The 26,858-nt window shown below is 64.5% G+C and carries 24 protein-coding genes; 13 read left to right on the plus strand and 11 right to left on the minus strand.

Annotation, left to right across the window (positions count from 1 at the left end):
• The first annotated feature begins 94 nt into the window (after nucleotides 1–94).
• The 3 genes from BTM36_RS21205 (at nucleotide 95) to aroG (ending at nucleotide 4,033) form a co-directional block, all read left to right on the plus strand.
• On the plus strand, nucleotides 95–901 hold the full coding sequence (locus BTM36_RS21205) for a carbon-nitrogen hydrolase family protein (protein WP_077237816.1): 807 nt from the start codon (nucleotides 95–97) through the stop codon (nucleotides 899–901).
• Nucleotides 902–927: 26 nt separating this feature from the next.
• Nucleotides 928–2,388 (plus strand): metalloprotease TldD, encoded by a 1,461-nt coding sequence (gene tldD / locus BTM36_RS21210; RefSeq protein ID WP_077237817.1) that lies wholly within the window; start codon nucleotides 928–930, stop codon nucleotides 2,386–2,388.
• A 571-nt stretch (nucleotides 2,389–2,959) separates the two neighbouring features.
• Nucleotides 2,960–4,033, plus strand: coding sequence for a 3-deoxy-7-phosphoheptulonate synthase AroG (gene aroG, locus BTM36_RS21215; protein WP_077237818.1), 1,074 nt, complete (start codon nucleotides 2,960–2,962; stop codon nucleotides 4,031–4,033).
• Between the two features lie 93 nt (nucleotides 4,034–4,126).
• On the opposite strand, the gene BTM36_RS21220 is transcribed toward aroG, so the two are convergent.
• The gene (locus BTM36_RS21220) at nucleotides 4,127–4,612 is read right to left on the minus strand and encodes a YajQ family cyclic di-GMP-binding protein (protein ID WP_006463130.1); all 486 of its coding nucleotides are present in this window, start codon (nucleotides 4,610–4,612) and stop codon (nucleotides 4,127–4,129) included.
• A 136-nt stretch (nucleotides 4,613–4,748) separates the two neighbouring features.
• Here BTM36_RS21220 and murB point away from each other — a divergent pair, with 136 nt between their 5' ends.
• Nucleotides 4,749–5,780 carry a UDP-N-acetylmuramate dehydrogenase gene (gene murB / locus BTM36_RS21225; protein ID WP_174616891.1) on the plus strand — a complete coding sequence of 344 codons (1,032 nt, stop codon included), beginning with the start codon at nucleotides 4,749–4,751 and terminating at the stop codon, nucleotides 5,778–5,780.
• A gap of 74 nt (nucleotides 5,781–5,854) precedes the next feature.
• On the opposite strand, the gene BTM36_RS21230 is transcribed toward murB, so the two are convergent.
• From BTM36_RS21230 to argF, 3 genes are all read right to left on the minus strand, one after another.
• Nucleotides 5,855–6,169 (minus strand): pyrimidine/purine nucleoside phosphorylase, encoded by a 315-nt coding sequence (locus tag BTM36_RS21230; RefSeq protein WP_006463128.1) that lies wholly within the window; start codon nucleotides 6,167–6,169, stop codon nucleotides 5,855–5,857.
• Nucleotides 6,170–6,213: 44 nt separating this feature from the next.
• Nucleotides 6,214–7,548, minus strand: a complete 1,335-nt coding sequence (argG, locus tag BTM36_RS21235) for an argininosuccinate synthase (protein ID WP_077237819.1) — start codon at nucleotides 7,546–7,548, stop codon at nucleotides 6,214–6,216.
• Nucleotides 7,549–7,618: 70 nt separating this feature from the next.
• Complete coding sequence (gene argF / locus BTM36_RS21240; protein ID WP_077237820.1) at nucleotides 7,619–8,536, minus strand: ornithine carbamoyltransferase; 918 nt, start codon at nucleotides 8,534–8,536, stop codon at nucleotides 7,619–7,621.
• 341 nt (nucleotides 8,537–8,877) lie between these two features.
• Here argF and BTM36_RS21245 point away from each other — a divergent pair, with 341 nt between their 5' ends.
• The gene (locus tag BTM36_RS21245) at nucleotides 8,878–11,049 is read left to right on the plus strand and encodes a TonB-dependent siderophore receptor (RefSeq protein WP_077237821.1); all 2,172 of its coding nucleotides are present in this window, start codon (nucleotides 8,878–8,880) and stop codon (nucleotides 11,047–11,049) included.
• Nucleotides 11,050–11,085: 36 nt separating this feature from the next.
• Here BTM36_RS21245 and maiA read toward each other — a convergent pair whose 3' ends face one another.
• From maiA to BTM36_RS21260, 3 genes are all read right to left on the minus strand, one after another.
• Nucleotides 11,086–11,721, minus strand: coding sequence for a maleylacetoacetate isomerase (gene maiA / locus BTM36_RS21250; RefSeq protein ID WP_077237822.1), 636 nt, complete (start codon nucleotides 11,719–11,721; stop codon nucleotides 11,086–11,088).
• Nucleotides 11,722–11,812: 91 nt separating this feature from the next.
• Complete coding sequence (locus BTM36_RS28415) at nucleotides 11,813–11,974, minus strand: hypothetical protein (protein WP_168189816.1); 162 nt, start codon at nucleotides 11,972–11,974, stop codon at nucleotides 11,813–11,815.
• 54 nt (nucleotides 11,975–12,028) lie between these two features.
• Nucleotides 12,029–13,804, minus strand: coding sequence for a cytochrome c biogenesis protein DipZ (locus BTM36_RS21260; RefSeq protein ID WP_077237824.1), 1,776 nt, complete (start codon nucleotides 13,802–13,804; stop codon nucleotides 12,029–12,031).
• Nucleotides 13,805–14,197: 393 nt separating this feature from the next.
• On the opposite strand from BTM36_RS21260, the gene BTM36_RS21265 reads away from it, so the two are divergent.
• The 3 genes from BTM36_RS21265 to BTM36_RS21275 all read left to right on the plus strand — a co-directional run bounded on the left by BTM36_RS21265 (nucleotide 14,198) and on the right by BTM36_RS21275 (nucleotide 17,548).
• On the plus strand, nucleotides 14,198–14,938 hold the full coding sequence (locus BTM36_RS21265) for a response regulator (RefSeq protein WP_077237825.1): 741 nt from the start codon (nucleotides 14,198–14,200) through the stop codon (nucleotides 14,936–14,938).
• A gap of 44 nt (nucleotides 14,939–14,982) precedes the next feature.
• A complete protein-coding gene (locus tag BTM36_RS21270; protein ID WP_077237970.1) occupies nucleotides 14,983–16,284 on the plus strand; it encodes an ATP-binding protein in 1,302 nt (433 codons plus the stop codon).
• A 196-nt stretch (nucleotides 16,285–16,480) separates the two neighbouring features.
• Nucleotides 16,481–17,548 carry an alpha/beta fold hydrolase gene (locus BTM36_RS21275; RefSeq protein WP_077237826.1) on the plus strand — a complete coding sequence of 356 codons (1,068 nt, stop codon included), beginning with the start codon at nucleotides 16,481–16,483 and terminating at the stop codon, nucleotides 17,546–17,548.
• Nucleotides 17,549–17,576: 28 nt separating this feature from the next.
• Here the strand turns inward: BTM36_RS21275 and rsgA are convergent, their stop codons facing one another.
• Genes rsgA through BTM36_RS21290 form a run of 3 tightly spaced genes read right to left on the minus strand, consistent with a single transcriptional unit; the run spans nucleotide 17,577 to nucleotide 20,221 of the window.
• Nucleotides 17,577–18,518: a ribosome small subunit-dependent GTPase A gene (gene rsgA / locus BTM36_RS21280; RefSeq protein WP_077237827.1), complete on the minus strand. Its 942-nt coding sequence runs from the start codon at nucleotides 18,516–18,518 to the stop codon at nucleotides 17,577–17,579.
• On the minus strand, nucleotides 18,518–18,874 hold the full coding sequence (locus BTM36_RS21285) for a 4a-hydroxytetrahydrobiopterin dehydratase (RefSeq protein ID WP_077237828.1): 357 nt from the start codon (nucleotides 18,872–18,874) through the stop codon (nucleotides 18,518–18,520). Before BTM36_RS21285 ends, rsgA begins: the two co-directional genes overlap by 1 nt.
• A gap of 57 nt (nucleotides 18,875–18,931) precedes the next feature.
• Nucleotides 18,932–20,221 carry a M48 family metallopeptidase gene (locus BTM36_RS21290; RefSeq protein WP_077237829.1) on the minus strand — a complete coding sequence of 430 codons (1,290 nt, stop codon included), beginning with the start codon at nucleotides 20,219–20,221 and terminating at the stop codon, nucleotides 18,932–18,934.
• Here BTM36_RS21290 and BTM36_RS27990 point away from each other — a divergent pair.
• Together BTM36_RS27990 and orn are read left to right on the plus strand one after the other, a co-directional pair.
• Nucleotides 20,190–20,471 (plus strand): hypothetical protein, encoded by a 282-nt coding sequence (locus BTM36_RS27990; protein WP_139347227.1) that lies wholly within the window; start codon nucleotides 20,190–20,192, stop codon nucleotides 20,469–20,471. The two genes, BTM36_RS21290 and BTM36_RS27990, sit on opposite strands and share 32 nt — an antisense overlap.
• Nucleotides 20,429–20,998, plus strand: coding sequence for an oligoribonuclease (gene orn / locus BTM36_RS21295; protein WP_006465640.1), 570 nt, complete (start codon nucleotides 20,429–20,431; stop codon nucleotides 20,996–20,998). Before BTM36_RS27990 ends, orn begins: the two co-directional genes overlap by 43 nt.
• A gap of 107 nt (nucleotides 20,999–21,105) precedes the next feature.
• On the opposite strand, the gene BTM36_RS21300 is transcribed toward orn, so the two are convergent.
• Nucleotides 21,106–21,813 carry a UPF0149 family protein gene (locus BTM36_RS21300; protein WP_077237830.1) on the minus strand — a complete coding sequence of 236 codons (708 nt, stop codon included), beginning with the start codon at nucleotides 21,811–21,813 and terminating at the stop codon, nucleotides 21,106–21,108.
• 135 nt (nucleotides 21,814–21,948) lie between these two features.
• Here BTM36_RS21300 and BTM36_RS21305 point away from each other — a divergent pair, with 135 nt between their 5' ends.
• The 3 genes from BTM36_RS21305 to BTM36_RS28625 all read left to right on the plus strand — a co-directional run bounded on the left by BTM36_RS21305 (nucleotide 21,949) and on the right by BTM36_RS28625 (nucleotide 26,758).
• On the plus strand, nucleotides 21,949–22,968 hold the full coding sequence (locus BTM36_RS21305) for a serine/threonine protein kinase (protein ID WP_077237831.1): 1,020 nt from the start codon (nucleotides 21,949–21,951) through the stop codon (nucleotides 22,966–22,968).
• 42 nt (nucleotides 22,969–23,010) lie between these two features.
• Nucleotides 23,011–23,580: a DNA-3-methyladenine glycosylase I gene (locus BTM36_RS21310; protein WP_077237832.1), complete on the plus strand. Its 570-nt coding sequence runs from the start codon at nucleotides 23,011–23,013 to the stop codon at nucleotides 23,578–23,580.
• A 160-nt stretch (nucleotides 23,581–23,740) separates the two neighbouring features.
• Entirely contained in the window at nucleotides 23,741–26,758 is a 3,018-nt protein-coding gene (locus BTM36_RS28625; RefSeq protein ID WP_139347228.1) for a DNA translocase FtsK, read from the plus strand.
• The last annotated feature ends 100 nt before the right edge of the window (nucleotides 26,759–26,858 follow it).

The raw sequence follows: 26,858 nt of genomic DNA on the forward strand, positions 1-26,858 counted from the left end.
GGCCATACTGAAGCATCCTTCATATCATTCACGCGTCCTGCCGTAGCCGGATGCGCCAGGCAAGTGCCAGGCAAGTGGCAGACAAGAGGCAGACATGAGCCAGACATTCAAGGTGGCGGCCATCCAGATGGTCTCCACCCCCGAGGTACAAGAGAACTTCGCCAGTGCGGCGCGCCTGGTGGCGCAGGCGGCGGAGCAGGGCGCGCAGCTGGTGCTGCTGCCCGAATACTGGCCCCTGCTGGGCCGTCACGAACGCGACAAGCTGGCCCATGCCGAGGACGATGGCACCGGCCCGATCCAGGCCTTCATGCAGACGCTGGCCCGCCAGCATCAGATATGGCTGGTCGGCGGCACCTTGCCGCTGCAGTCGGCCGACCCGGACAAGGTCCTCAATACCTCGCTGGTCTATGACCCGCAAGGCCAGCGTGTCGCCCGCTATGACAAGATCCACCTGTTCAACTTCGTGCGCGGGCAGGAAAGCTACGACGAGGCCCGCACCATCGAACATGGCGGCGAGGTACGCAGCTTCGAGGCGCCGTTCGGCCGGGTCGGGCTGTCGGTCTGCTATGACCTGCGCTTCCCCGAGCTCTACCGGGCCATGGGCGAGTGCGCGCTGATCGTGATGCCGGCTGCCTTCACCTATACCACCGGCCGCGCCCACTGGGAGCTGCTGCTGCGCGCCCGCGCCATCGAGAACCAGTGCTATGTGCTGGCCTCGGCCCAGGGCGGCGAACACGTCAATGGCCGCCGGACCTGGGGCCACAGCATGCTGGTGGACCCCTGGGGCGAGATCGTGTCGGTCCTGCCGGAAGGCGAAGGCCTTGTGATCGGCGACATCGACCCCCATCGTCTACAATACGTTCGAGAAAGCTTGCCGGCACTTCGCCATCGCAAGCTTTGACCTTTTTTGCCTTCCGACAAGACGCTATGAAATTATTTGAACCCAACATGGGCGCCCTGCAAGTGGCGCGCGACGTGCTGCTGACTCCCTTCGGCCTGGACGAATCCAAGCTGCTCAAGGCCCTGGGCAACATGTTCACGCACAAGGTCGACTACGCCGATCTCTACTTCCAGTTCACCAAGAGCGAGGGCTGGAGCCTGGAAGAGGGCATCGTCAAGACCGGCAGCTTTTCCATCGACCAGGGCGTGGGCGTGCGCGCCGTGTCGGGCGACAAGACTGCGTTTTCCTATTCCGACGAGATTTCCGAAGCGGCCCTGATGGACGCCGCCGCCGCCACCCGCACCATTGCCCGCCAGGGCAGCGGCAAGGTCAAGGTGGCCGGGTCCATGATCCCCGCCGGCGGTCGCGCGCTCTACCTGCCGCACGATCCGCTGACCTCGCTGGACGCCACCGCCAAGGTGCGATTGCTGGAGCGCGTGGAGCGCATCGCCCGTGCCAAGGACCCGCGCGTCAAGCAGGTCATGGCCAGCCTTTCCGGCGAATATGACGTGGTGCTGGTGGCGCGTGCCGATGGCGTGCTGGCGGCCGATATCCGCCCGCTGGTGCGGGTTTCGGTGACCGTGATCGCCGAACAGAATGGCCGTCGCGAGATGGGCAGCAGTGGCGGCGGTGGTCGTTATGACTATGGCTACTTCTCCGACGTGCTGCTGGAAAAGTACGCCTCCGAGGCGGTTGCCACCGCCCTGGTCAACCTGGACGCGCGCCCGGCCCCGGCCGGCCCGATGACCGTGGTACTTGGTCCCGGCTGGCCCGGCATCCTGCTGCATGAAGCCATCGGTCACGGTCTGGAAGGCGACTTCAACCGCAAGGGCTCGTCCACCTTCTCCGGCCGCATCGGCGAGCGCGTGGCGGCCAAGGGCGTGACCGTGGTCGATGACGGCACGATCGCCGACCGTCGCGGCTCGCTCAACATCGACGACGAAGGCAACCCGACCCAGTGCACCACGCTCATCGAGGACGGCATCCTGAAGGGTTATATCCAGGACACCATGAACGCGCGCCTGATGAAGATGGACGTCACCGGCAACGCCCGCCGCGAATCCTTCGCGCACCTGCCCATGCCGCGCATGACCAATACCTACATGCTGGGCGGCGACAAGGACCCGGGCGAAATCCTGGCCTCGGTCAAGAACGGCCTGTATGCAGTCAACTTCGGCGGCGGCCAGGTAGATATCACCAATGGCAAGTTCGTCTTCTCCGCCAGCGAGGCCTACATGATCGAGGATGGCAGGATCACCTATCCGGTCAAGGGTGCCACGCTGATCGGCAATGGCCCCGATGTGCTGAACCGGGTCTCCATGATCGGCAACGACATGCGCCTGGATTCGGGCGTGGGCGTGTGTGGCAAGGAAGGGCAGAGCGTGCCGGTCGGCGTGGGCCAGCCGACCCTGCGCCTGGATGGTGTGACCGTGGGTGGCACCGCCTGAGCCAGCTGACCAGGTTCGGCAGAAGCAGGTTCAACACTGCAATGAAGACCGCCGGAGAGCTTGCCGGCGGTTTTTTTTCGTCGGCAGGGGATGGAAAAAGCTGCGGTGAAGGCGCTGAATGAGACGTCGCCAGATCAAATTACCGCTTTTTTTGCAGGATAACCACAGCGAAAAGTGGCACAGGAGACGGGCAGGGCTTGCACGGGGCGTGATTTTTTATTGCTTTTGGAGGCCGAGGTGGTGCATATCAGGCAATGATTATCCAAATATTCCATAATTTTTGAGAAAAATGTGTATGAGCACTGCATCAATCCATTTTTCGCATCTCCCTTGCCAAAGCCCCGGATTTGTAGCACTATGAATATCTGCTTCAATTAATCCATGACGCCAGACATGTCTTTCGCCCGCGCTTACTTTTATTTTTACTTTAGCTATTCCAGCCCCACGGCGGTGAAAAGCGGTAAGCGTTCGTAAAAAGACAAAACCGAATTTCCTAAAAAACCGCCAGTGATGGCGGTTTTTTTTTGGTCAAATTTCCAGCTGAATATTTGCAGCACTCCAGGAGAAAAAAATGCCGCGCACTGACGATCTTCGCATCCGAGAAATGAAAGAACTGGTCCCCCCCTCGCATCTCATCCGCGAATTCGGCTGCACCGAAAAGGTTGAGCGCACCACCGCCGAAGCCCGCACCGCGCTGCATCGCATCCTGCACGGTCAGGACGACCGCCTGATGGTCGTCATCGGCCCCTGCTCCATCCACGACACCAAGGCCGCCATGGAATATGCGCGCCGCCTGGTGGTGGAGCGCGAGCGTCACAAGAACGAGCTGGAAATCGTCATGCGCGTCTACTTCGAGAAGCCGCGCACCACCGTCGGCTGGAAGGGCCTGATCAACGACCCGTACATGGACAACAGCTTCCGCATCAACGATGGCCTGCGCGCTGCCCGTGAACTGCTGCTCAACATCAACGACCTGGGCCTGCCGGCCGGTACCGAATTCCTCGACGTGATCAGCCCGCAATACATCGCCGACCTGATCAGCTGGGGTGCCATCGGCGCCCGCACCACTGAATCCCAGGTACACCGCGAACTGGCCTCCGGCCTGTCCTGCCCGGTGGGCTTCAAGAACGGCACCGACGGCAACGTCAAGATCGCCGTGGATGCCATCAAGGCCGCGTCCCAGCCGCACCACTTCCTGTCGGTGACCAAAGGCGGTCACTCGGCCATCGTCTCTACCGCCGGCAACGAGGATTGCCACATCATCCTGCGCGGCGGCAAGCAGCCCAACTATGATGCGCCCAGCGTGGAAGCAGCCTGCCAGGACATCGCCAAGAGCGGTCTGGCCGCGCGCCTGATGATCGACGCCTCGCACGCCAACAGTTCCAAGAAGCCGGAAAACCAGATCCCCGTCTGCGCCGACATCGGCCGCCAGATCGCCGGTGGCGACACCCGCATCGTCGGCGTCATGGTGGAGTCGCATCTGGTGGCCGGTCGTCAGGACCTGGTGCCGGGCAAGGAATTGACCTACGGCCAGTCTGTGACCGATGGCTGCATCAACTGGGAAGAAAGCCTGCAGGTGCTGCAGGGCCTGGCCGACTCCGTCAGGCAGCGCCGGCTGGTGGGCGACGAGCGCGATGCGGCCTGATCGGGTCTGACCTGATCAGCATCAAGCAGCGCACAAGCAAAACGCCGGCAATCGCCGGCGTTTTTCATTGCAAGGCCTGGTCAGGCCTGGGGATCAATCACGGAAGTTGTTGAACTCCAGCGGAATGTCCTTGATCTCCTTGCGCAACAGCGCCATGGCGGCCTGCAGGTCGTCGCGCTTGGCGCCGGTGATGCGCACGGCATCGCCCTGGATGCTGGCTTGCACCTTCATCTTGCTGTCCTTGATGACGCGCACGATCTTCTTGGCATCGTCGCTTTCGATGCCGTTCTTGACCTTGATCACCTGCTTGACCTTGTCACCGCCGATCTTCTCGATCTTGCCTTCGTCCAGGAAGCGCACGTCGACGTTGCGCTTGGTCATCTTGTTGGTGAGCACGTCGCGTACCTGGCTCAACTGGAAGTCGGAGTCGGCGAAGGCGGTCAGTTCCCGTTCCTTCTGTTCGACGCGGGCGTCGGTACCCTTGAAGTCGAAGCGGGTGGAGATTTCCTTGTTGGCTTGTTCTACGGCATTCTTGACTTCGACCAGATTGGCTTCGCAGACGGTATCGAATGAGGGCATGGCTTTATCCTTATGTTCTTGCAGCCGGCGGAGGCCGGCGTCTGACCCGTGATTCTAGCGGAGTGGGGCCGCCGCCGCCATCGTCGTCCCGCCGACAGCCGATCTCCGGCCTCCGGAGCGCTATAATCGCTGCCCTATGACCATGTCTTCGCTTCCCGTCCAGCACGCCGTTTCCCTGCGCGCCCTCAATACCTTCGGCATCGACGCCCAGGCCCACGCCTACCTGCCCGTCGATGCTGTGGAAACCCTGCAGGCACTACGCGCCGATGCCTCCCTGATGAGCTTGCCCCGACTGGTGCTCGGAGGCGGCAGCAACCTGCTGTTGACGCAGGATTTCGGTGGACTGGTGCTGCATATGCGAGGCCGCGGCATGGCGATCACCGGCCAGGACGAGGACTTTACCTACGTGCGCGCCGCCGCCGGCGAAAGCTGGCACGGCTTTGTCCAGTGGACGCTGGCGCAGGGGCTGGGCGGGCTGGAGAACCTCTCGCTCATTCCCGGTAGCGTGGGCGCCGCGCCCATCCAGAACATCGGGGCCTATGGCATCGAACTGAAGGATCGTTTCCACAGCCTGCGCGCCTTCGATCTGGAGCGCGGCGAGATCTTGACGCTGGACCGCGAGGCCTGTCGCTTTGGCTATCGCGACAGCGTCTTCAAGCACGCACTGCGTGACCGCGCCATCGTGCTCGACGTCAGCTTCGCCCTGCCCAGGCGCTGGATCGCCAATGCCAACTATGCCGATGTGTCGCAGGCGCTGGAAGAGCAGGGCATCACCGCGCCCGGACCGCGTGACATCGCCGAAGCCGTCATCGCCATCCGCACCCGCAAGCTGCCCGATCCGGCGCGCATCGGTAATGCCGGCAGCTTCTTCAAGAACCCCATCGTGCCGGCCCGCCTGCGCGATCGCCTGCTGGCGCAATACGCCAACCTGGTCAGCTATCGGGTCGATGACGATCACTACAAGCTGGCCGCCGGCTGGCTGATCGACTGCTGCGGCTGGAAGGGCAAGTCCATGGGGCGGGCGGGTGTCTACGAACAGCAGGCACTGGTGCTGGTCAATCGCGGCGGCGCCAGCGGTGCCGAAATCGCCAGGCTGGCCAAGGCCATCCAGGATGACGTGCTGGAGAAGTTCGGGGTGCAGCTGGAGCCGGAACCGGTCTTCATCTGAGTACGCGTTTTCCTGCACGTAAAAAAGCCGTCGGTATCGCTACCGACGGCTTTTTCATTCTGCTTTGCTGGCGATCAGCCGAAGTGGCAGACGTAGTCCAGGGTCTCGGTCACTTCGATGTCGAAGCTGGAGTTGCCCGGCACGCTGAAGGTGGTACCCGCAGCGTAGGTATTCCAGGCCTCTTCACCCTTCAAGCGCACGCGGCAGCTACCGCCGTTGATTTCCATGATTTCCGGCGCGCCGGTGCTGAAGTTCAGCGAAGACGGCAGGATCACGCCCAGGGTCTTCTTGCTGCCATCGGCCAGCAGCACGGTGTGCGAGACGCACTTGCCGTCGAAATAGACATTGCCCTTCTTGAGGACGGTGACGTTGTCGAATTGGGTGCTCATCGAATCGCTTCCATTAAACGGTGTAAGGGGGAATCCTGCAGGAATTACTTCTCATCCTTGCCCAGCAGCGGCAGCGACACGGCGGTGCTGGAATCCAGCAGGCCGGTGCCCTGGTAGATCGCCAGCTTCTGGCGGGTGTCGGCGATGTCCAGGTTGCGCATGGTCAGTTGACCGATACGGTCGATGGCGGAGAAGCTGCCTTCGCCCTTTTCCATGGTCAGGCGTTCCGGGTGGTAGGTCAGGTTGGGCGACTCGGTGTTGAGGATCGAGTAGTCATTGCCGCGACGCAGTTCCACCGTCACTTCGCCGGTGATGGCGCGCGCCACCCAGCGCTGGGCGGTTTCACGCAGCATGATGGCCTGCGAATCGAACCAGCGGCCCTGGTACAGCAGGCGGCCCAGCTTGCGGCCGTTGTCGCGGTACTGTTCGATGGTGTCTTCGTTGTGGATGCCGGTGACCAGGCGTTCGTAGGCGATGAACAGCAGGGCCAGGCCCGGGGCTTCGTAGATGCCGCGGCTCTTGGCTTCGATGATACGGTTCTCGATCTGGTCGCTCATGCCCAGGCCATGACGGCCACCGATGCGGTTGGCTTCCAGGATCAGGTCGGTCATGCTGTCGAAGGTCTTGCCGTTCAGGGCCACCGGACGGCCTTCTTCGAAGCGCACGGTGACGGTCTCGGCCTTGACTTCGACGTCATCGCGCCAGAACGCCACACCCATGATGGGCTGCACGATCTTGATGCCGCTGTTCAGGAACTCCAGGTCCTTGGCTTCGTGGGTCGCGCCCAGCATGTTGGAGTCGGTCGAGTAGGCCTTTTCCACCGACATCTTGTAGTCGAAGCCGGACTTGATCATGAACTCGGACATTTCCTTGCGGCCACCCAGTTCGTTGATGAAGGTGCTGTCCAGCCAGGGCTTGTAGATCTTCAGGTTGGGGTTCACCAGCAGGCCATAGCGATAGAAACGCTCGATGTCGTTGCCCTTGAAGGTGCTGCCGTCGCCCCAGATGTCGACGTTGTCCTCGCGCATCGCGGCCACCAGCATGGTGCCGGTCACGGCGCGGCCCAGCGGGGTGGTGTTGAAGTAGGTGATGCCGGCGGTGGAGATGTGGAAGGCGCCGCTCTGCAGGGCGGCAATACCTTCGTTGGCCAGCTGTTCGCGGCAGTCGATCAGGCGCGCCAGCTCGGCACCGTATTGCAGGGCCTTCTTGGGGATGGCGTCGTAGTCCGGCTCATCCGGCTGGCCCAGATTGGCGGTGTAGGCGTAGGGGACGGCGCCTTTCTGGCGCATCCAGGTCAGCGCGGCGCTGGTATCGAGGCCGCCGGAGAAGGCGATGCCGACTTTTTGATTGACCGGGACGGATTGCAGGATGTTGGACATGATCTTGACGTTGCGATGAGGATGAATTGACTAGGACTGGCGGGCTGGGCGTCATGCGCAGCCCGGAATTTCATTGGTCGAACTTGCCGTGCACCAGATATTCGAGCAGGGCCTTCTGGACGTGCAGGCGATTCTCTGCCTCTTCCCAGACCACCGACTGTGGGCCGTCGATCACCTCGGCGGCCACTTCCTCGCCACGGTGGGCCGGCAGGCAGTGCATGAAGAGTGCATCCTTCTTGGCGCGCGACATCTTGGCCTGGTCCACGATCCAGCCGTCGAAGGCCTTCAGGCGCGCATTGTTCTCCGCCTCGAAGCCCATGCTGGTCCATACGTCGGTGGTGACCAGGTCGGCATCCTGGCAGGCATCGGCCGGATTGGCGAAGAAGGTGTAGTGCGTGTTCCCGGGCGAGACCTGGGCCGGGTCGATGTCATAGCCCTTGGGGGTGGAGACATTGACGTGGAAGCCGAACACCTCGGCCGCCTGCAGCCACGAATACAGCATGTTGTTGGCATCGCCCACCCAGGCCACGATCTTGCCCTGGATGCTGCCGCGCTGCTCGATGAAGGTGAAGACATCGGCCAGCACCTGGCAGGGATGCTGCTCGTTGGTCAGGCCGTTGATCACCGGCACGCGCGAATGGGCTGCAAAGCGCTCGATGATCTCCTGGCCGTAGGTGCGGATCATGATGACGTCGCACATGCGCGACATCACCTGGGCCGCATCTTCCACCGGTTCGCCGCGGCCGAGCTGGCTGTCGCGCGTGTTCAGGTAGATCGCGGCACCGCCCATCTGGTGCATGCCGGCCTCGAAGGAGAGGCGGGTGCGGGTCGAGTTCTTCTCGAACACCATCACCAGCGTGCGGTCGGCCAGCGTGTGGTGGGGCTCGTAATTCTTGAACTTACGTTTGATCACACGGGAACGTTCGATCACGTACTCGTATTCATCAAGCGTAAAGTCGGAAAACTGAAGGTAGTGTTTGATTGCCATAAATAAAAACGGCGGCCAGTGTGGCGCCTGCCGCCGATAGTCGTTAACTCCTTAGATTATAAGGGATTCGGCTTAAAAAGATACCCGCTGTACTTGCCTTGCGGAAACAGTCGGCGAATCCCCTTGTGGGGGCGGGCAATGAAGCTGGCTCGGGCAGCAGAAACAAATTTCTCGACACTATTCGAGCCGCAGGCAGAACTTATTTGAATCAGCTATCGATATCTGACGAGAAAATCCTTCTACTACGAAACGGTCAGCAAATGTCACGATATAAATAAGAATCATTAGCATCTGTGCAATTAGAATCGGCGCCTTTCTATTCCCTTGGAGTAAAAGCTGCCATGTCCGATTCGCCTGTTGTCCCATCCGGTTTCCGTCTGCGAGCCTTGCCTTCGGCGCTGGCTGCTGCCGTGCTTTCCATGCCGGCCCTGCCTTTGCTGGCTTCCCCTAGTGCTGACGACCAGGCAGAAACCGTCACCTCCCGCCTGCCCGCCGTCGAGGTCCGCGACCGGCGCAGCCAGGGTGATCCGCGTCCCGGCAAGCTCAGTAGCGCCACCCGCACCGCCACCGAGCTCACCGACATACCGCAGACCGTGCAAAGCGTCGCCGTCGAACGGGTGATGGCCTACGGCGGGCGCGACATGGCGGCCGCATTGACGGGGGTGCCGGGCATTTCCAATGTCTCCGATACCCGTTTCGACGCCTTCCGCATCCGTGGCTTTTCCAATGCCGGCGACATGCTGCTGGACGGCGTGCGTGACGACGCGCAATACGTGCGCAGCCTCGGCACCATCGAGCGCATCGAAATCCTCAAGGGACCGGCCGCCGTCCTGTATGGGCGGGGCAGTGGCGGCGGCGTGATCAATCGCATCAGCAAGCAGCCGGGTCAGGAAGCTTTCGGTCAGGCCTCGGCCACCTTCGGCAGCTACGGCCAGCAGGGCGTGGCGCTGGACTGGAACCGTCCGCTCGATGCGCAATGGGCCATGCGCCTGAACCTCGGCCGCGAGCACGAGGGCAATTTCCGCGATGAGGTGCGCGGCACCCGCCAGTATTTCGCGCCGTCGCTGAAGTGGGAATCCGGCCGTGACAGCTGGCTGCTGCAGGCCGAATACCAGGAGTTCCTGCGCACCCCCGACCGCGGCGTGCCGGCGCGTGTGACCGCGCTCTCCCCGCGCAATACGGCCACCGCCTATGCCTTGCCGGTGGCCGATGATGGCAAGTTCTTCGGTGCTGCCGGGCGCGACGTGCTGCGCGATACCACGCTGGCCCTGCGCTCCACCCTCACGCGCGCCGTGGCGCCGGACTGGAGCATCCGTCACGGCGTGAGCCTGTTCGAACTCGATAGCGACTTCGACAACAGCTTCGTCTCGCAATCCTTCGTCAGCACCAGCCGCAACCTGCAGCAGGTCCAGCGTAGCCGCTTCCAGCAGGACCTGCACCAGCGCAACCTGCAGACCAACCTGGAGGTGCTGGGCAAGCTCGCCAGTGGGCCGTTGCAGCACGAGTTGCTGGCCGGCGTCGAATATGCCTGGCAGAAGCGCGACCCCCGGCTGTGGATGGGGTCGGCCACCCCGGTCTCCCTTCGCAATCCCGACAATCGCGACAACAAAGGCGTGGTTCCCCAGCCGTGGCAGATGAACTATCACAAGGCCAGCAACCTGGGCATCTATGCACAGGACCAGATCGATCTGGGCGGCCGCCTGAAAGGCCTGTTCGGCCTGCGCTGGGACGACTTCGACATCGATTCGCGCAACCAGTTGAAGAATCTGCGCAGCGAGCGCTCCAGCCATGCCCTGAGCCCGCGCGTGGGGGCGGTATGGGAGGCCATCCCCGACCAGCACCTGTACCTATCGTGGAGCAAGAACTACGCCCCGGTCGGAGGGGACGTGATCGGCATCACACCCGGCGCCGAGGGCAACGCCAACGACCTCGGCCCGCAGTACAGCCGCCAGGTCGAAACCGGCCTCAAGAGCGACTGGTTCGATCGCAGGATCAGCACCACCCTGGCCTGGTTCCAGCTGGAGCTCTACAACCGCACCGTGGCCGATCCCCTCAAGCCGGGCACCTTCTACCAGACCGGGCTGGAGCGCAATCGCGGCGTCGAGTTCAGCGTGGCCGGTGAAGTGCTGCGCCACTGGTTCCTGCGTGCCGGCTGGACGCAGCAGAACGCCAAGGTGCTGCAGGCCGAACCGCAATTCACCGGCAAGCGCGCCAGCGGCGTGTCGGCTCGCAATGGCAGCCTGTTCGTCTCCTACGCGCCGCCGCTGGGCTGGTTCGGCGAGACCGGCCTGATCGTCGAGGGCGCGCGTTTCGCCGACCGGGACAACCTGGTCGAGTTGCCCGCCTATACCCGCTGGGATGCCATGGTGGGTTATCGCCTGCAGCGTGCCGATTTCACCCTGGCCGCGACCAATCTGGCCGGCCGCCGCTACTACGCCAGCGCCACCGGCGCCTCCCAGATCATTCCGGGGGCGCCAAGGACGCTGTCGTTCACGGCGACCTACAGGTTCTGAACCCGAGGTCGCCCATGCCTTGGCGTGTACCGGCTGTCATGTGCGCGGGGCCGGGGCATTTTCCGCAAAGGCAGGCATATCCGCCAGCCGCGCATGGATGCCTGCCAGCGTCGGCCATTGCGACAGGTCGATGCCCATACGTTCGGCATTGACCGTCTGCGGGAACAGCAGGATGTCACCCAGCGAAGCTTGCTGACCACTGACGAACGGCCCGGCCTGATGGCTCTGCAGCAGGCGGTCGATGGCCTGCAGACCTTCCATCACCCAGTGCCGGTTCCAGTCGGCGATCTCCGCACCCGTCACCCCGGGCAGGGTCGACAGCCGGCGCGCCACCCGGGGTGGAACCAGCGCATGGATTTCGGCGGCGATGGCGATGGCGACCGAGCGCGACAGCGCCCGCTGTTCCAGTCCCTTGGGCAGCAGCGGCGGCTCCGGATGCAGCTCGTCCAGGTATTCGATGATGGCGATGGATTGCGTGATCAGCCCGCCCTGATCCGTCACCAGGGCCGGCACCAGACCTTGCGGATTGATGCGCAGGTAGTCCTCGCGGCGGTTTTCCGGATCGTCGCCGAGGATGGAGACCGGCAGCACGTCGACCTCGATCTGCTTGATGGCCAGGGCAATGCGCACGCGCGAGGCGGCCGAGGAAATGTCGTTGAGATACAGTTTCATGTCTGGTCCTTTTGAAGTGATGAAGTGATGAAGTGATGAGGTGATGAAGTGATGAAGTGATGAAGTGATGAAGTGATGAAGCGATGAAAAATCAGGGGGCAGGTAACGCCGCCGATGGCGCGGTCTTCCCGGCAGCGGTGGACAAAGCCGCCAGGACGGCTGCGGCCTGCGCCTGCTCCGGTGCGTGGGTATCCCAGGCACAAGGACTGGCCGAGATGGCCAATGCGGTGATCCAGCCGATCATGGTGCGCATGGTGTCTTCCTTTCTCTTGAAAACGATGTGAGGGTTCAGGCCGGCTCGGGCAACTCATCCGAAGGTGAAGGCGTAGGCAGTGGCGCCGGGGTCGAGGAAGCGCACCTCGAAAAGACGCGGCTTGACCCCGCCACGCTGGCGCACCAGCTGGAACAGCCGGGTGCGGCTGACCGTGCCGTTGCCGGCTGCATCGATGTCGGCACCATGCAGTTCCCCCGGCGCCTGGCCATCCACGCTGACCACGAAGCGCACTGGCCGGCCGTCTTCCCCGGGGCCGAGCACCAGGTGCAGGTCGCGTGCCGAAAAACGGTAGGCGATGCTGCCGTCGGCCTGCTGCAGGCTCACCGCTTCGGCACCGACCTTCCAGGTGCCGCTCAGGCTCCATTGATTCAGTTGCAGTGGCGCGGCGCTGTAGTGCATCGCCACATCGGGCCGCAGCCGTTCCGGCGAGACCATGCCGGTGGCCTGGCGATAGCCCAGATAGCTTTCCTGCGAAGCCAGCCGGGCCAGGTCCGGCGCGGCCTGGATGTCGGTGGCATTGGGCTTCACCGCAGCATCTCCGTCATTGCCTTTCGCACCCTGGCCGGCCTCCTTGAGCAGGGTCCGGATGGCCTCTTCGGTGCTCTCGTAGCGCCCTTCGCCGAACTGGTGGTAGCGCAACTTGCCCTGGGCATCGGCCAGGTAGATCGCCGGCCAGTAGTTGTTGTCGAAGGCGCGCCACAGGCGGAATTCGCTGTCGACCGCGACCGGGAAGTCGAGCTTGAATTCGTTCACGGCCTGGCGCACGTTGTCCACTTTGCGCTCGAAGGCGAACTCGGGGGTATGCACCCCGATCACCACCAGGCCCTGATCACGGTATTTCTCGGCCCAGGCCCGGATGTAGGGCAGGGTGCGGATGCAATTGATGCAGGAGTAGGTCCAGAAATCCACCAGCACCACCTTGCCGCGCAACTGTTGCGCCGATAGCGGGTCCGAGTTCAGCCACTGCACGGCACCGTCCAGGGCCGGCAATGCGCCTTCGACCGGCAGGATGCTGCGGTAGGGGCGCCTGGCCGTCTCCGCCGGATGATCGATTGCGCCGCCAGCCATGGCTGCGGCAACTGGCCCGCGTGGCGGTGCCAGCAGCTCGAGCAGGCGGGTCTCAAGACCTTCGGTAGCGCTGGCCTTCGCCGCCAGCGGCAGGCTCGCGCCCACGGCAATGCTGGCGACCCCGGCCAGCACGGCTGCCCCCAGCAGCCGGCGCAGCCACTCACCCATCCCCAGCCGACGGCGCAGAACAGCCATCACACCGGCCCCAGCGGACAGGACCACGGCCAGCATGCAGGCCGCCCCGCTGGCGTAGGCCAGCAGCAGGGTGGCAGTGTGCGGCGTCGGGCCGGCCCAGGCGGCGGCCGACAGCACCAGGCCCAGGATGGGGCCGGCGCAGGGTGTCCATAGCAGGCCGGTGGCCGCGCCCAGCAGCACGGCTGCGGCTACGCTCTCGCGCCCGCCCCGTGGCGTCCCACCGCGCTCGGCCAGCGCATTGCCCAGCAGTACGCCCGGGCGCGCCAGTAGTGTGGCCAGCGTGGGCGACATCAGCGTCAGACCGAACAGGGCCAGCACCAGCATGGCAGCGACGCGACCCGCTTCATTGACATGGACGGCCCAGTTGGCGCCCACCGCAGCCAGCGTGGCCACGGCAGCAAACACCAGCGCCATGCCCGCCAGCAGCGCCAGGCGAAGCCGCCATGGCTGGTCGGCGCGGGCCAGCAGGAAGGGCAGGACCGGCAGGATGCAGGGGCTCAGCAAGGTGAGCGCTCCGCCGAGGAAGGCGGCAAGATAGAGGGTCATGATGTACAGGCCGGCAAGGGCGGTGTGATGGGCGACCCGTGCATGAGACCGCACCGGTGTATCTGTCATGTGTAGGCCAGGGCCGGCTTGTGTATCCCTGTGTGTCCGCCGACGGCGCAGCTACACGGGCTTACAATTCTCGCCAACAGCGGCGGGCTGGTAGGCTCGCGGCCTCCCAATCCGGTTGGCGGGTGGTTTTGTCGTCGTCTGTGTCCGGCATACGGCCGGATACATTGAGGTACAAATCTCCCGCCGGCAGCCCTTGCAGGGGAGGCTTGCAAGACGTAAAAGACAGGGTCGCGCACTTTCACTCGAGCCAGTTCCGCCTCCGGCCGGCTGCAAGCTCAAAGCTGACAGCGACAACACTGAACACAACAAGGGAAGGGCAGTCAGGTGGAACACATCGATCACATTCTCATCGTCGACGACGACCGCGACATCCGCGAACTGGTGGCCGACTACCTGAAAAAGAACGGTTTGCGCGTGGACGTGGCCGGCGATGGTCGCCAGATGCGTGCCTTCGTCGCCAGTAACGCCGTGGACCTGATCGTGCTGGACATCATGATGCCCGGCGACGATGGCCTGGTCCTGTGTCGCGAGTTGCGCGCCGGCAAGCACAAGGCCACCCCCATCATCATGCTCACCGCCCGTTCGGAGGAGACCGATCGCGTGGTCGGCCTGGAAATGGGCGCCGACGATTACCTGGCCAAGCCGTTCGCCGCGCGCGAACTGCTGGCGCGCATCAAGTCGGTGCTGCGCCGGACCCGCATGCTGCCGCCCAATCTGCAGGTCAGTGAAGCCGGCCGGCTGCTGCGCTTCGGTCCCTGGCGGCTGGATACCTCGGAGCGCCACCTGCTGGCGCCCGATGGCATGGTGGTCACCCTCAGCGGCGCCGAATACCGCCTGCTGCGGGTGTTCGTCGATCACCCGCAGCGGGTGCTCAATCGCGACCAGCTGCTGAGCCTGACCCAGGGGCGCGAAGCCGAGATCTTCGACCGTTCCGTCGACCTCCTGGTCAGCCGGCTGCGCCAGCGGCTGGACGATGACGCGCGCGAACCGCGCTACATCAAGACCATCCGCAGCGAGGGCTATGTGTTCTCGATGCCGGTCGAGATCGAGGAAGCCCGCCCGTGACCACGCGTTCAGCTGATGCCGGCGCGCCCAGGCGTGTGCTGCGCATGCCCCGCACCCTGGGGGCACGCCTGTTCCTGATCTTCCTGGCGGCGTTGGCGCTGGCCCATATCCTGTCCTTCGCCGTGCTGTTCCTGGAGCGCTATACCGCAGCGCGCGCGGTCATGCTCGATACGCTGGAAAACGACGTGGCCACCTCGGTCGCCATTCTCGATCGCCTGCCCGCCGCCGAGCGGCCGCAGTGGCTGGCACCGCTGCAGCGCGATACCTATGGCTATGTCATCGGCGAAGGTCGCGCCGGCATCCCCGAACTGTCGCCCCGGGCGCAGCAGATCGCTGCGCGCATCCGGGCCGCACTAGGTGGCCGCTATCCCTTCACGATGCAAACCGTTCCCGGTCCGCGTGAACATCTGCAGGCGCATCTGCGCCTGTCCGATGGCAGCGCACTGACGGTGGATCTGCATCCGGCCATGAAGCCGCTCACCCAGTGGCTGCCCTACGTGCTGGTGGCGCAATTGCTGCTGCTGGTGCTGTGCAGCTGGTTCGCGGTGCGACTGGCCTTGCGTCCGCTGGCCGACCTCGCCGCCGCTGCCGACCGCCTCGACCTGGGCCGTCCGGGCCCGCCCCTGCAGGAGGACGGCCCGGCCGAAGTCGCCCACGCTGCGACTGCCTTCAACGCCATGCGCGAGCGCATCGCCGATCACCTGCAGGAACGCATGCAGATCCTGGCGGCGGTCTCGCACGACCTGCAGACGCCGCTGACGCGCATGCGGCTGCGTGCCGAGATGGCCGATCCCGGCAGCGAGCGCGACAAGCTGCTCAACGACCTGGCCGAAATCCAGCGTCTGGTGCAGGAGGGCATCGCCTATGCGCGCAGCGCCCACGGCAACGACGAGGCCGCCGTGCGCATCGACCTGGCCTCGTTCCTGGAGAGCATGGTCTTCGATTATCAGGACAGCGGCCAATCGGTGACGCTGGCTGGCACCCTGCCCACGTTGGCCCTGATCACCCGCAGCCATGCGCTGCGTCGCATCCTCACCAACCTGATCGACAATGCGCTCAAGTTCGGTGGGGCCGCTGAGGTGCAAGCCACCATCCTGCCCGCCGGGCAGTTGCGCATCGCGGTGCGCGACCATGGGCCGGGCATTCCGGAAGACCAGCTGGAGGCGGTATTCCAGCCCTTCGTCCGCCTGGAAGGCTCGCGCAACCGCAGCACCGGCGGCACCGGCCTGGGTCTGGCCATCGCCCGCCAGCTGGCGCTGGCCCTGCAGGGTAGTCTGGTGCTACGCAACCGGTCGGATGTGCCGCAGGGGCTGGAGGCGGAACTGGTGATCAGTTCCCTGTCCTGAATCGGTGAGGACCTGGGCCGGTGGCTGTTGGTTGTTGGTTGTTGGTTGCTGGTTGCTGGCGCAGGATTGCGTATCCCAATGTATCCGGCATGGCCGCCGCTACACCGGCTTGCAAAACCAGGCTTGGCCGTACACAAGGGCGATACATCGGCGCGGCATTCTCCTTCATGTCCCATCCACATGAACGGAGAACCCGATGACACAGGAAATCAATCTTCAACGCCGCCGCCTGTTCGGTGCCGCCGCGGCCACCGCCGGCACTGCCATGGTCGCGCCACTGGGCCTGTCGGCCACGGCGTGGGCGCAGTCGCCCGGCCTCGATGAGGGCGCCCTCGGCAAGGTGATGCCGGGCGTGCACACTTCCTTCGGCCAGATCAGGCAGGTGCAGGCCGGCCTGCTCGATGTCGGCTACGCCGATGTCGGTCCGGCCGATGGCCCTGTCGTGATCCTGCTGCATGGCTGGCCCTACGACATCCATAGTTTCGTCGACGTGGCCCCGGCCCTGGCAGCGGCCGGTTATCGCGTACTGGTCCCTTACCTGCGTGGCTACGGCAGTACCCGCTTCCTGTCGGCGTCGACCGTGCGCAATGGCCAGCAGGCGGTCGTGGCACTGGACATCATTGCGTTCATGGATGCACTCAACATTGATCGCGCTATCTTCGGCGCCTTCGACTGGGGTGCACGCACTGCCTGCATCATCGCCGCCCAGTGGCCGCAGCGCGTCAAGGCGCTGGTCTCGGTGAGCGGCTACCTGATGACCAATGTCGATGCCGGCCGCCAACCGCTGCCGCCGCAAGCCGAGCTGGACTGGTGGTACCAGTTCTACCTGGCCACCGATCGCGGCGTGGCCGGCTATGAAAAGTACCGCAAGGATTTCAACCGACTGATCTGGCAGACGGCCTCGCCGCGCTGGCATTTCGACGACGCTACCTATGCCCGCAGCGCCGCCGCGTTCGACAATCCGGATCATGTCGCCATCGTGGTGCACAACTACCGCTGGCGTCTGGGCCTGGCGCCGGGCCAGACGCAGTACGACGCGCTGGAGCAGCGCCTGGGCAGCTTCCCCGTGATCACGGTGCCCACCATCACCCTGGAAGGGGACGCCAACGGCGCCCCGCACCTCGAGCCGGCGCTCTATCGCAAGCGCTTCGCCGGGCCGTATGCGCACCACACCTTGACCGGCGGCATCGGCCACAACCTGCCGCAGGAAGCACCGCGCGAATTTGCGCTGGCCGTCGTCGAGGCGGACCGCCTCTCGGCCTGAGGGTCTGAGGACGCCTCAGACGTCGTCTTCAATACAAGGTCTGTGAAGACTCATGCACCAGCTGTGCATACAGCTGATGGCGCAGGCCGGCGATCTCGCCGGCCTGAACCGCTTCCAGCACGGCGCAGCCGGGTTCGTTGAGGTGGTGGCAGTTGTAGAAGCGGCACTTGCCCAGGTAGGGGGTGAAGTCACGGAAGGCGCGTTCCAGCATGCCTTCGGAGAGCTGGTACAGGCCGAATTCCTGGAAGCCCGGGGAGTCGATGATGCTGGCACCGCCCTCCATCTGGTACAGGCGGGTAAAGGTGGTGGTGTGCTTGCCGGTATCGAGCGCAGCCGAGATTTCGCGGGTGGCGATGTCGGCGTCCGGCACGATCAGGTTGATGATGGAGGACTTGCCCATGCCGGACTGGCCGATCAGGATGGTGCTCTTGCCGGCCAGCAGCGGCATGAAGGCCGCACGGGTTTCGTCCGGATGGGCCTTGGCCGAAACCTCGTGTACCGGATAACCCAGGCGCGCATAGACCTGCAGGCGTTCGCGGGTCTTCGGCAGGGCTTCGGTGATGTCGGTCTTGTTCAGGATCAGGTGGGCTGACACGCCCGCCGATTCGGCCGCCACCAGCGCGCGCGAGACCAGGTCGTCGGTAAAGCTGGGCTCGGTCGCCACCACGATGAACAGCTGATCCACATTGGCCGCCAGCAGCTTGGACTTGTACTGGTCGGAGCGGTACAGCAGGGTCTTGCGCTCGTCGATGGCCTCGATCACGCCCTGGTCCGGCGAAGTGCGCGCCAGGCGGATGTGGTCACCGACGGAGACGTCGCTCTTCTTGCCACGGGTGACGCAATGCAGTTTCTGTTCCCCTGCCTGCACAAGATAATGCCGCCCGTGGGCGGCGATCACCAGACCGGATTCCAGGTCGGCCTTGGCGGCCGGCCCGGCGCCGCGTGCTGCGGCTTGCTTGCGGCCAGCCATCAGGCGTTGGCGCGCTGGGCGAAGATGGCGTCGACCTTGGCCGCGCAGACGAAGTCGTTGGCCGAGAGACCGCCACGGCCGTCGTTGACGCTATGGGTATCGAAACGCACGCTGCAGCGGTTGTAGCTCACGCCCAGGTCGGGGTGATGGTCTTCGGCATGGATCACCCAGGCAATCGCATTGACGAAGGCCAGGGTCTCGTAATAGTTGGCGAAGGCGAAGCTGCGCGCCAGCTTGCCGCCTTCGATCTTCCATTCGGGCAGGGCGGCCAGGTGGCTGGCGAGGGCGGCGTCATCCAGGGCCTCGATGGGCTGGACGCAACGGGAAGCGGCGAGGGTGCTTGCGGTAATGCTCATGGGGTTCTCCAACGGTCAGGAAGCTGCATGCCCCTGACCTGTATGCAATGAAAGAAATCAGTGATTGCCAGCCGGCGCAGGTGCTGCCATGGCGCCATGCAGGTGCCGGATGCGCAGCGAAGCCGGCGGATGCGAATCGTAGAAGGCCGAGTGCAGCGGGTCGGGCGTGAGCGTGGAGGCGTTGTCCTCATACAGCTTGACCAGCGCCGAGACCAGGTCCTGGGCATGGGTATGCTGGGCGGCAAAGGCATCGGCCTCGAACTCGTGCTTGCGCGAGGACAGCGAAGACAGCGGCGAGAGCAGGAAAGTGAAGATCGGCAGCACCAGCATGAACAGGATCAGCGCCATCGCGTCGTTGCTGCCCAACAGCAGCGGGTCCACGCCCAGCCCGGTATAGAACCAGGCCTGGCCCTTCAGGTAGCCCAGCAGGGCCAGCAGCGCCAGCGACATGGCAAACATCACCACTACCCGCTTGACGATGTGCTTGAGCTTGAAATGGCCCAGTTCGTGAGCCAGCACGGCCTCGATCTCGTGCGGGGCCAGGCGCGCCAGCAGGGTATCGAAGAAGACGATGCGCTTGCCCGAGCCGAAGCCCGAGAAATACGCATTGCCATGCGCGCTGCGCTTGGAACCATCCATCACGAACAAGCCCTTGGAAGCGAAGCCCACGCGCTGCATCAGGCCCTCGATGCGGCTGCGCAGGCTGTCGTCTTCCAGCGCGGTGAACTTGTTGAACAGCGGGGCGATGAAGCTGGGATAGATCACCAGCATCAGCAGCTGGAAGGCGCACAACACCACCCAGGTGTAGAACCACCACAGCGCGCCGGCCTTGTCCATCAGCGTCAACACCACCCACAGCAGCGGCAGGCCGATCACCGCGCCCACCAGGCTCTGCTTGATCATGTCGCTGAAGAACAGGGCGCGGCTCATCTTGTTGAAGCCGAAACCGGCCTCCAGACGGAACTGGCGGACATAGTCGAAGGGCAGGTCGACCAGGCCGGAGATGATGCCGAAGCCGGCCACCAGGGCGATCTGGTAGAGCATGCCGGGGCCGCCGGTCCAGCCCAGCAGCAGGCTGGAGAGCCACTGCAGCCCGCCCAGCAGGGTGAAGCCAATCAGCACCGCCGCATTGACCAGCAAGGTCACCAGGCCGAACTTGGTGCGCGCGACCGTGTAGTCGGCCGCCTTCTGGTGGGCCGACAGGGGAATCTTCTCGGCGAACTCGGGCGGCACGGCGGCGCGATGCGCGATCACATGGCGAATGTGGCGCGACGCCAGCCAGAACCGCACCCCCAGGCTGATCCCCAGGAACACGATGAACAAAACGGAAAACGAAAGTGAAGACATGCGTACCCTGTGCGAAAATATGAAGATTCGTATCGAAATTCGTCAAGAAGTTCGTATCGAAGTTCGTAGCCCGACCCGAATGCCCGCCGCCGCACTGTTGGCAAAACATCGAGTCATGACGCCCGGCGTGTGCCGGGCGAGCGAACCAGGCAATGGAACCATGCAGCAGATGGGGCCAGATCCCCATCCCGTCAATAAGGAAGAATTATGTCACAAGCCCCCGCCGCGCCCGTCCGGCCCAATGAAATGAACCTGATCTGGGTCGATATGGAAATGACCGGACTGGACCCGGACAAGGATCGCATCATCGAAGTGGCCGTGGTGGTTACCGATGCAGAACTGAACATCCTGGGCGAAGGCCCGGTGCTGGCCGTCCATCAGTCCGACGAGCTGCTGGACGGCATGGATGCCTGGAACAAGGGGACCCACGGCCGCTCGGGCCTGATCGACCGCGTCAAGGCTTCCACCGTCACCGAAGCCGATGCCGAGCAGCAGATCATCGCCTTCCTGAAGCAATACGTCCCGGCCGGCAAGTCGCCCATGTGCGGCAATTCGATCTGCCAGGACCGCCGCTTCATGGTGCGCGGCATGCCCAAGCTGGAAGAATTCTTCCACTATCGCAACCTGGATGTGTCGACCCTGAAGGAACTGTGCAAGCGCTGGAAGCCGGAAATCGCCACCGGTTTCAAGAAGCGCCAGATGCATACGGCCCTGGCCGATATCCTGGAATCGATCGAAGAGCTCAAGTATTACCGCGAGCACTTCATCAAGGAATGATGCGCAGGGCAGCCATGTTGCCCGCAGTGCAATAAAAAGGCGCGCCGGCTTCCCGGTGCGCCTTTTTCGTTATGGGCCGGAAATGCTTGCCCCTGTGACCTTCTGGCTTATTCGGTGCCGTCAGCGCTGCTGTCCGCGCCACAGCATTTCTTGTACTTCTTGCCACTGCCGCAGGGGCAGGGATCGTTGCGGCCGGTCTTGGGCGCTTCGCGCTGCACCTGTTCCACGGCCGACTTGCGTTTGGGCGCCCAGTAGCGGTGGATGTGAGGAATGGCAGCCTCGATCTCGATGGCCAGCTTGTGGGTCTTGACCGGGTCATCGATGAGCTTGGTTTCTTCCTCTTCCAGCTCCTCCGAGCCCAGCAGGTAGATCGGGCGCATCAGCGGGGCCAGGTTGGAATGGAAGATTTCGTCCCATTGCTCGGCGCGCAACTGAATCCCTTCCCAGAAGCCCCAGGCCCAGGCCTCCGCGTCCAGCAGCGGCTTGCCTTCATGTTCACGTTCGCAGAACAGGGGCTCGTACTCCTTGGGCGCCACTTCGAAGGTGATGGCGATTTCGTTCATGCTGCGAGCGATCAGGCTGGTGATGCGCTCGGCTTCCTTGCCGTTCTTGAACTTGGGCGTGTCTTCCGGACGGCTGCCCCAGACGCGCGGCAGCCATTCTGCCATCAGCACTTCCTGCGGACCGATGGCCAGGGCCGTCAGGTAGCCGTGCAGGGTGTCCATGGTCATCACATCGTCGGCGCAGCGATCGGAGAGGAGAAAATCGTCGAGTTCGTCGAATTCGGCGTCGGAAAGGGGCTGGTCGAGTTGCATGATGGGTCCGGTTGCTGAAGATTGCTGTTACCAAAGGCAGGAGTGTAAAGGCATTCAGCCAGGGGCGCGAGCATTGTCGGCGTTGGCCGCCGCAATCTGCTGCGGCGCGGGCGCCGTGGACAGTACAATAGCCGGATGAATCAAGCCGCCACTGCTGACATCCCTGACGTCCCCGACGCCACCTCCTTCGCCACGCTCTCGCCCGATACCGTGCTCGATGCCCTCGACGCCCTGGGCCTGTATGGCGACGGCCGCCTGCTGGCATTGAACAGCTATGAAAACCGGGTCTACCAGGTCGGCATGGAAGACGGCCCGCCGCTGGTGGCCAAGTTCTACCGGCCTCTGCGCTGGTCGGATGCGCAAATCCTCGAAGAACATGCATTTTCACAGGAGTTGGCCGACGAAGAGGTTCCCGTAGTGCCGGCCATGCGCCTGGACAACGGTGCCACCCTGCATCGCCATGCCGGGTTCCGCTTTGCCGTGTTCCAGCGCCATGGCGGCCGCGCCCCCGAGCTGGACGATGCCGACACCCTGGAACGCCTGGGCCGTTTCATCGGCCGCATCCATGCGGTGGGCATGCGCCGTCCCTTCGTCGAGCGCCCCGCGCTGGACCTGGCCAGCTTCGGCCATGAGCCGCGCGACTGGCTGCTGGCGCATGACTTCATTCCCATGGATGTGGCCACCGCCTGGCGTACCACGGTCGAACAAGCCCTGCAGGGCGTGCAACGCTGCTACGACCGTGCAGGCGAGATCCGCAGCCTGCGCCTGCACGGGGATTGCCATGTCGGCAATGTCCTGTGGACCGATGCCGGCCCGCACTTTGTCGATTTCGACGACAGCCGCAGTGGTCCCGCCGTGCAAGATCTGTGGATGCTGCTTTCCGGTGAGCGACGCGAGATGGTCGGGCAACTGGCCGACCTGCTGGCCGGGTATGAAAGTTTCTGCGAATTCGAACCGCGAGAACTGTACCTGATCGAAGCGCTGCGTACGCTGCGGCTGATCCATTATTCCGCCTGGCTGGCGCGCCGCTGGGACGACCCGGCGTTTCCGGCCGCCTTTCCCTGGTTCAACACCCAGCGCTACTGGCAAGACCGCATCCTGGAATTGCGCGAGCAGATCGCGCTGATGGATGAGCCGCCCCTGTGGCCGGTGTGAACCGGCACCGATGAACCGCCTGACCTGTTTCCCCCATCTTCCATGAGCCAATCCCTTACCCGCTGCGGCTGGGTCAACCTTGCCAACCCTCGCTACGTCGAGTACCACGACCACGAGTGGGGCCTGCCCTGCCACGACGAAACCCGACTCTTCGAAATGCTCAACCTGGAAGGCGCCCAGGCCGGGCTGTCCTGGGAGACCGTGCTCAACAAGCGCGAAACCTACCGCGCTGCCTTCGACCAATGGGATGCGGAGAAGATCGCCCGCTATGACGAGCGCAAGGTGGCGCAATTGCTGGCCGACCCCGGCATCGTGCGCAATCGCCTGAAGGTGGCCGCCACCATCGGCAATGCCCGCGCCTACCTCAAGCTGCGCGAGGAAGTGGGCGGGCTCGACCCCTATCTGTGGGGCCAGGTCGATGGCCAGCCCATCGTCAACCGCTGGGCTTCCCTGGCGGACTGCCCGGCCAAGACCCCGCTGTCGGACGCCATTTCCAAGGACCTCGCCAAGCGCGGCTTCAAGTTCGTCGGGTCCACCATCATCTACGCCTATCTGCAGGGCGTGGGCGTGATCAACGACCACGTGCGCGATTGCCATTGCCACGGTCGCTGAGTCGACCTGTACCAAAGGGTGGCATGAAGACGGAATGAGGACGGGCGGCCGTGGTCGGGTTTGGTTTACACTCGCAGCCTGCGGCGGTGCATCAGGACTGCCGGGATAGATTCACGAGGCCGGCTGGCGCCATGCCAGGCCGGTGAAGTATGGGAGTAGCATGATTTTCGTCAAATGGTTTGGCTGGTCGGTCCTCTGGCTGCTGCCGCTGCTGCTGCGCACGGTAGCGCGCGCGCTCGGCCGCAAGTCCATCTTCGGCGGCCGCGGCGCCATCCGCCTTTGGTGTGGCAGCCTGTTGCTGCTGGCCGCCAGCGGCGCGCTGGAAGCGCTGGTGCGCGCACAACTGAGCAACAGTGATGATGGCCCCAGCGGCGACCTGGTCGGCGCGGCCCTGATGGAAGCCCTCGGCGGCAAGATCAGCAAGGGCATCGCTGCCGTGGTCTTGCTGGCGTTGCTGGCGCTGGGCTTGAAGTGGTTGCTCGGTGCCATCTTTGGTCGTAACGATGCGCAGAGCCGCGACGATCACCCGGAGCTGGACCTGGGACCACCCCGACGCGGCAGCATCGAGAGCGAACGCGTACGCCTGAGTAGTCAGCGCAGCAGTTTCCCGGCGGGCGCCGAGCGTCGCACGCCAGCGGTGCGCCCACCCGTGCCGCCTCGCGCAGCGGCCCATGCATCTGGCCATGCCGCGAACCGCTCGCCGGTGGGTTCGCCCTTCGAGCCGCGCCCGCGTCCGGCCCGCCTCACGCCGACCCCCGCCAATGAGCGCCCGCACGAGGGTGCTGCCCGTGACGACTGGAAGGTACCGCTGTCGGCCCTGACCGGCGGCCCGTCGCGCCATGCCCAGGCAGGGCAGGGCGGCCAAGGCGGGCAAGGGGGCAAATGGCCTTCGCTCAATCCCCGTCCGTCCGGCCCCGCCGCCAAGGCGCGCCCGGAATCCGAGTGGGCCGCTTTCGAAACCCTGCGCCCGACCGAAGCCATGCTGGCCCGCGCCGCCGCCAGCCGCGCCATCTCGGCCGCCAGTGCCGCCGCCGACGCCAGCCTTTCGCGGGCGGCCAGCCCGGCGTTACCGATCCGCCCCATTCCGTCCTCGATTGCCCGTTCCGCCAGTGATCAGCAGGCAACGCCGTCCCCGCTCAATCCGACCCGCAGCATCCGCATCAGCAGCGTAGGCCGTGCCGCGCCGCAGGCTGCAGCGCCGACCGGGCCGACCGGGCCTACACCGCGTGCCGATGTGATCCCGACCCGCCTGATGCGCTCCCTGCACGAGGCCGATGGTCTGCAGGGCCCGACGCCACCGGCCGCACCCATCGTGCCGATGGCGCCGATAGTGTCGATGCAGCCACCTTCGCCACTGCCTTCCGCGCTGCAGGAGCCACTCATCCCCGACCTGCCGACCGCGCCCGAGCTGCCGCTGGCGGGGGCAAGCTGGGCGCCGGCCGAACCCGCGCAAGCGCCCGTCCTGCCCGTGTCGGAGCCGGAAGCACTCCTGCCCGCCGATGACGAACCGATCGACCTCGGCACCTTCAACGCGCCCTGGTTCGACATGCTGCCCGATCCGGCAGCGCCAGCATCGCCGGCGTCCCAGCAGCCGGCCTTCACCGTGCGCATGCCAGAACCGCAGCCCGCCGTGGCCGCGCCGGTGGCCAGGGTCTATCCCGAGCTTGAGGACGAGCCCCGGGTGGATATCCCGCTGCCCTCGCTGGACCTGCTGGACGAAGTCCCCGAGTCGCGCATCGAGATCGATCCCGAGCAACTGCAGGAAACCGGCCGCCTGATCGAACAGCGTCTCAAGGAATTCAAGGTCCCCGTGACCGTGCTGGGCGCCGAAGCCGGCCCAGTGATCACCCGCTTCGAAGTGGAACCGGCGCAGGGCGTGCGCGGCGCCCAGGTGGTGAACCTGATGAAGGACCTGTCGCGGGCGCTGGGGCTGACCTCCATCCGGGTGGTCGAGACCATCCCCGGCAAGACCTGCATGGGCCTGGAACTGCCCAATGCGCGCCGGCAGATGATCAAGCTCTCCGAGATCATCCATTCCCAGGCCTACCGCAAGTCGTCGTCGCACCTCACCATTGCCATGGGCAAGGACATCACCGGCACGCCCGTGGTGACCGACCTGGCACGCGCACCGCACATGCTGGTGGCCGGTACCACCGGCTCGGGCAAGTCGGTGGCCATCAATGCCATGATCCTCTCGCTGCTCTACAAGGCCACGCCCGAGGAAGTGCGCATGATCATGATCGACCCCAAGATGCTGGAACTGTCCATCTATGAAGGCATCCCGCACCTCCTGGCACCGGTGGTGACCGACATGCGCGAGGCCGCCCATGCCCTGAACTGGGCGGTGGACGAGATGGAGCGCCGCTACAAGAAGATGTCCAAGCTGGGCGTGCGCAACCTGGCCGGCTACAACCAGAAGCTCGATGAAGCCGCCGCCCGTGGCGAGAAGATCCCCAACCCCTTCAGCCTCACGCCGGACGCTCCGGAACCGCTGGAAAAGCTGCCCACCATCGTGATCGTCATCGACGAACTGGCCGACCTGATGATGGTGGTGGGCAAGAAGGTCGAAGAGCTGATCGCCCGCCTGGCACAGAAGGCGCGAGCGGCCGGCATCCACCTGATCCTGGCCACCCAGCGTCCTTCGGTGGACGTGATCACCGGCCTGATCAAGGCCAACATCCCGACCCGCGTGGCCTTCCAGGTGTCTTCCAAGATCGACTCGCGCACCGTGCTGGACCAGATGGGTGCGGAATCCCTGCTGGGCCACGGCGACATGCTGTTCCTGCCGCCGGGCTCGGGTTACCCGCAGCGCGTGCACGGCGCCTTCGTGTCCGACGAAGAGGTGCATCGCGTGGTGGAATACCTGAAGTCCTTTGGCGAGCCGCGTTATATCGAGGAAATCCTGGCCCCGCCGATGTCCGAGGACACGGCCCAGGCCGACATGTTCGCCGGTGGCGAGGGTGGCGATCCGGAGTCCGATCCGCTCTACGACGAGGCCGTGGCCTTCGTGCTCAAGACACGACGCGCCTCGATCTCGTCGGTGCAGCGGCAATTGCGCATCGGCTACAACCGCGCGGCGCGGCTCGTAGAACAGATGGAGACGGCCGGCGTGCTCTCGGCCATGTCGCGCAACGGCAGCCGCGACATTCTGGTGCCGCCCTCAGGCGGCGAGGAATAAGCACGAATAAGCAGGACGGCATCGGTGCCAGCGCCAACGCGAATATCCGGCGGCACAAGACAAAACGGCGAACCCTTGCAGGTTCGCCGTTTTGCTTGAA

It is taken from the genome of Herbaspirillum sp. VT-16-41, assembly GCF_001994935.1.
GTDB lineage: Bacteria > Pseudomonadota > Gammaproteobacteria > Burkholderiales > Burkholderiaceae_D > Herbaspirillum > Herbaspirillum frisingense.

What these genes read in the sequence shown, in the direction of transcription:
- BTM36_RS21205 (WP_077237816.1), top strand. Translation starts at nt 95, where the DNA reads ATGAGCCAGACATTCAAGGTGGCGGCCATCCAGATGGTCTCCACCCCC.
- tldD (WP_077237817.1), top strand. Translation starts at nt 928, where the DNA reads ATGAAATTATTTGAACCCAACATGGGCGCCCTGCAAGTGGCGCGCGAC.
- aroG (WP_077237818.1), top strand. Translation starts at nt 2,960, where the DNA reads ATGCCGCGCACTGACGATCTTCGCATCCGAGAAATGAAAGAACTGGTC.
- BTM36_RS21220 (WP_006463130.1), bottom strand. Translation starts at nt 4,612, where the DNA reads ATGCCCTCATTCGATACCGTCTGCGAAGCCAATCTGGTCGAAGTCAAG.
- murB (WP_174616891.1), top strand. Translation starts at nt 4,749, where the DNA reads ATGACCATGTCTTCGCTTCCCGTCCAGCACGCCGTTTCCCTGCGCGCC.
- BTM36_RS21230 (WP_006463128.1), bottom strand. Translation starts at nt 6,169, where the DNA reads ATGAGCACCCAATTCGACAACGTCACCGTCCTCAAGAAGGGCAATGTC.
- argG (WP_077237819.1), bottom strand. Translation starts at nt 7,548, where the DNA reads ATGTCCAACATCCTGCAATCCGTCCCGGTCAATCAAAAAGTCGGCATC.
- argF (WP_077237820.1), bottom strand. Translation starts at nt 8,536, where the DNA reads ATGGCAATCAAACACTACCTTCAGTTTTCCGACTTTACGCTTGATGAA.
- BTM36_RS21245 (WP_077237821.1), top strand. Translation starts at nt 8,878, where the DNA reads ATGTCCGATTCGCCTGTTGTCCCATCCGGTTTCCGTCTGCGAGCCTTG.
- maiA (WP_077237822.1), bottom strand. Translation starts at nt 11,721, where the DNA reads ATGAAACTGTATCTCAACGACATTTCCTCGGCCGCCTCGCGCGTGCGC.
- BTM36_RS28415 (WP_168189816.1), bottom strand. Translation starts at nt 11,974, where the DNA reads ATGCGCACCATGATCGGCTGGATCACCGCATTGGCCATCTCGGCCAGT.
- BTM36_RS21260 (WP_077237824.1), bottom strand. Translation starts at nt 13,804, where the DNA reads ATGACCCTCTATCTTGCCGCCTTCCTCGGCGGAGCGCTCACCTTGCTG.
- BTM36_RS21270 (WP_077237970.1), top strand. Translation starts at nt 14,983, where the DNA reads ATGCCCCGCACCCTGGGGGCACGCCTGTTCCTGATCTTCCTGGCGGCG.
- BTM36_RS21275 (WP_077237826.1), top strand. Translation starts at nt 16,481, where the DNA reads ATGACACAGGAAATCAATCTTCAACGCCGCCGCCTGTTCGGTGCCGCC.
- rsgA (WP_077237827.1), bottom strand. Translation starts at nt 18,518, where the DNA reads ATGGCTGGCCGCAAGCAAGCCGCAGCACGCGGCGCCGGGCCGGCCGCC.
- BTM36_RS21285 (WP_077237828.1), bottom strand. Translation starts at nt 18,874, where the DNA reads ATGAGCATTACCGCAAGCACCCTCGCCGCTTCCCGTTGCGTCCAGCCC.
- BTM36_RS27990 (WP_139347227.1), top strand. Translation starts at nt 20,190, where the DNA reads ATGAACAAAACGGAAAACGAAAGTGAAGACATGCGTACCCTGTGCGAA.
- BTM36_RS21290 (WP_077237829.1), bottom strand. Translation starts at nt 20,221, where the DNA reads ATGTCTTCACTTTCGTTTTCCGTTTTGTTCATCGTGTTCCTGGGGATC.
- orn (WP_006465640.1), top strand. Translation starts at nt 20,429, where the DNA reads ATGTCACAAGCCCCCGCCGCGCCCGTCCGGCCCAATGAAATGAACCTG.
- BTM36_RS21300 (WP_077237830.1), bottom strand. Translation starts at nt 21,813, where the DNA reads ATGCAACTCGACCAGCCCCTTTCCGACGCCGAATTCGACGAACTCGAC.
- BTM36_RS21305 (WP_077237831.1), top strand. Translation starts at nt 21,949, where the DNA reads ATGAATCAAGCCGCCACTGCTGACATCCCTGACGTCCCCGACGCCACC.
- BTM36_RS21310 (WP_077237832.1), top strand. Translation starts at nt 23,011, where the DNA reads ATGAGCCAATCCCTTACCCGCTGCGGCTGGGTCAACCTTGCCAACCCT.
- BTM36_RS28625 (WP_139347228.1), top strand. Translation starts at nt 23,741, where the DNA reads ATGATTTTCGTCAAATGGTTTGGCTGGTCGGTCCTCTGGCTGCTGCCG.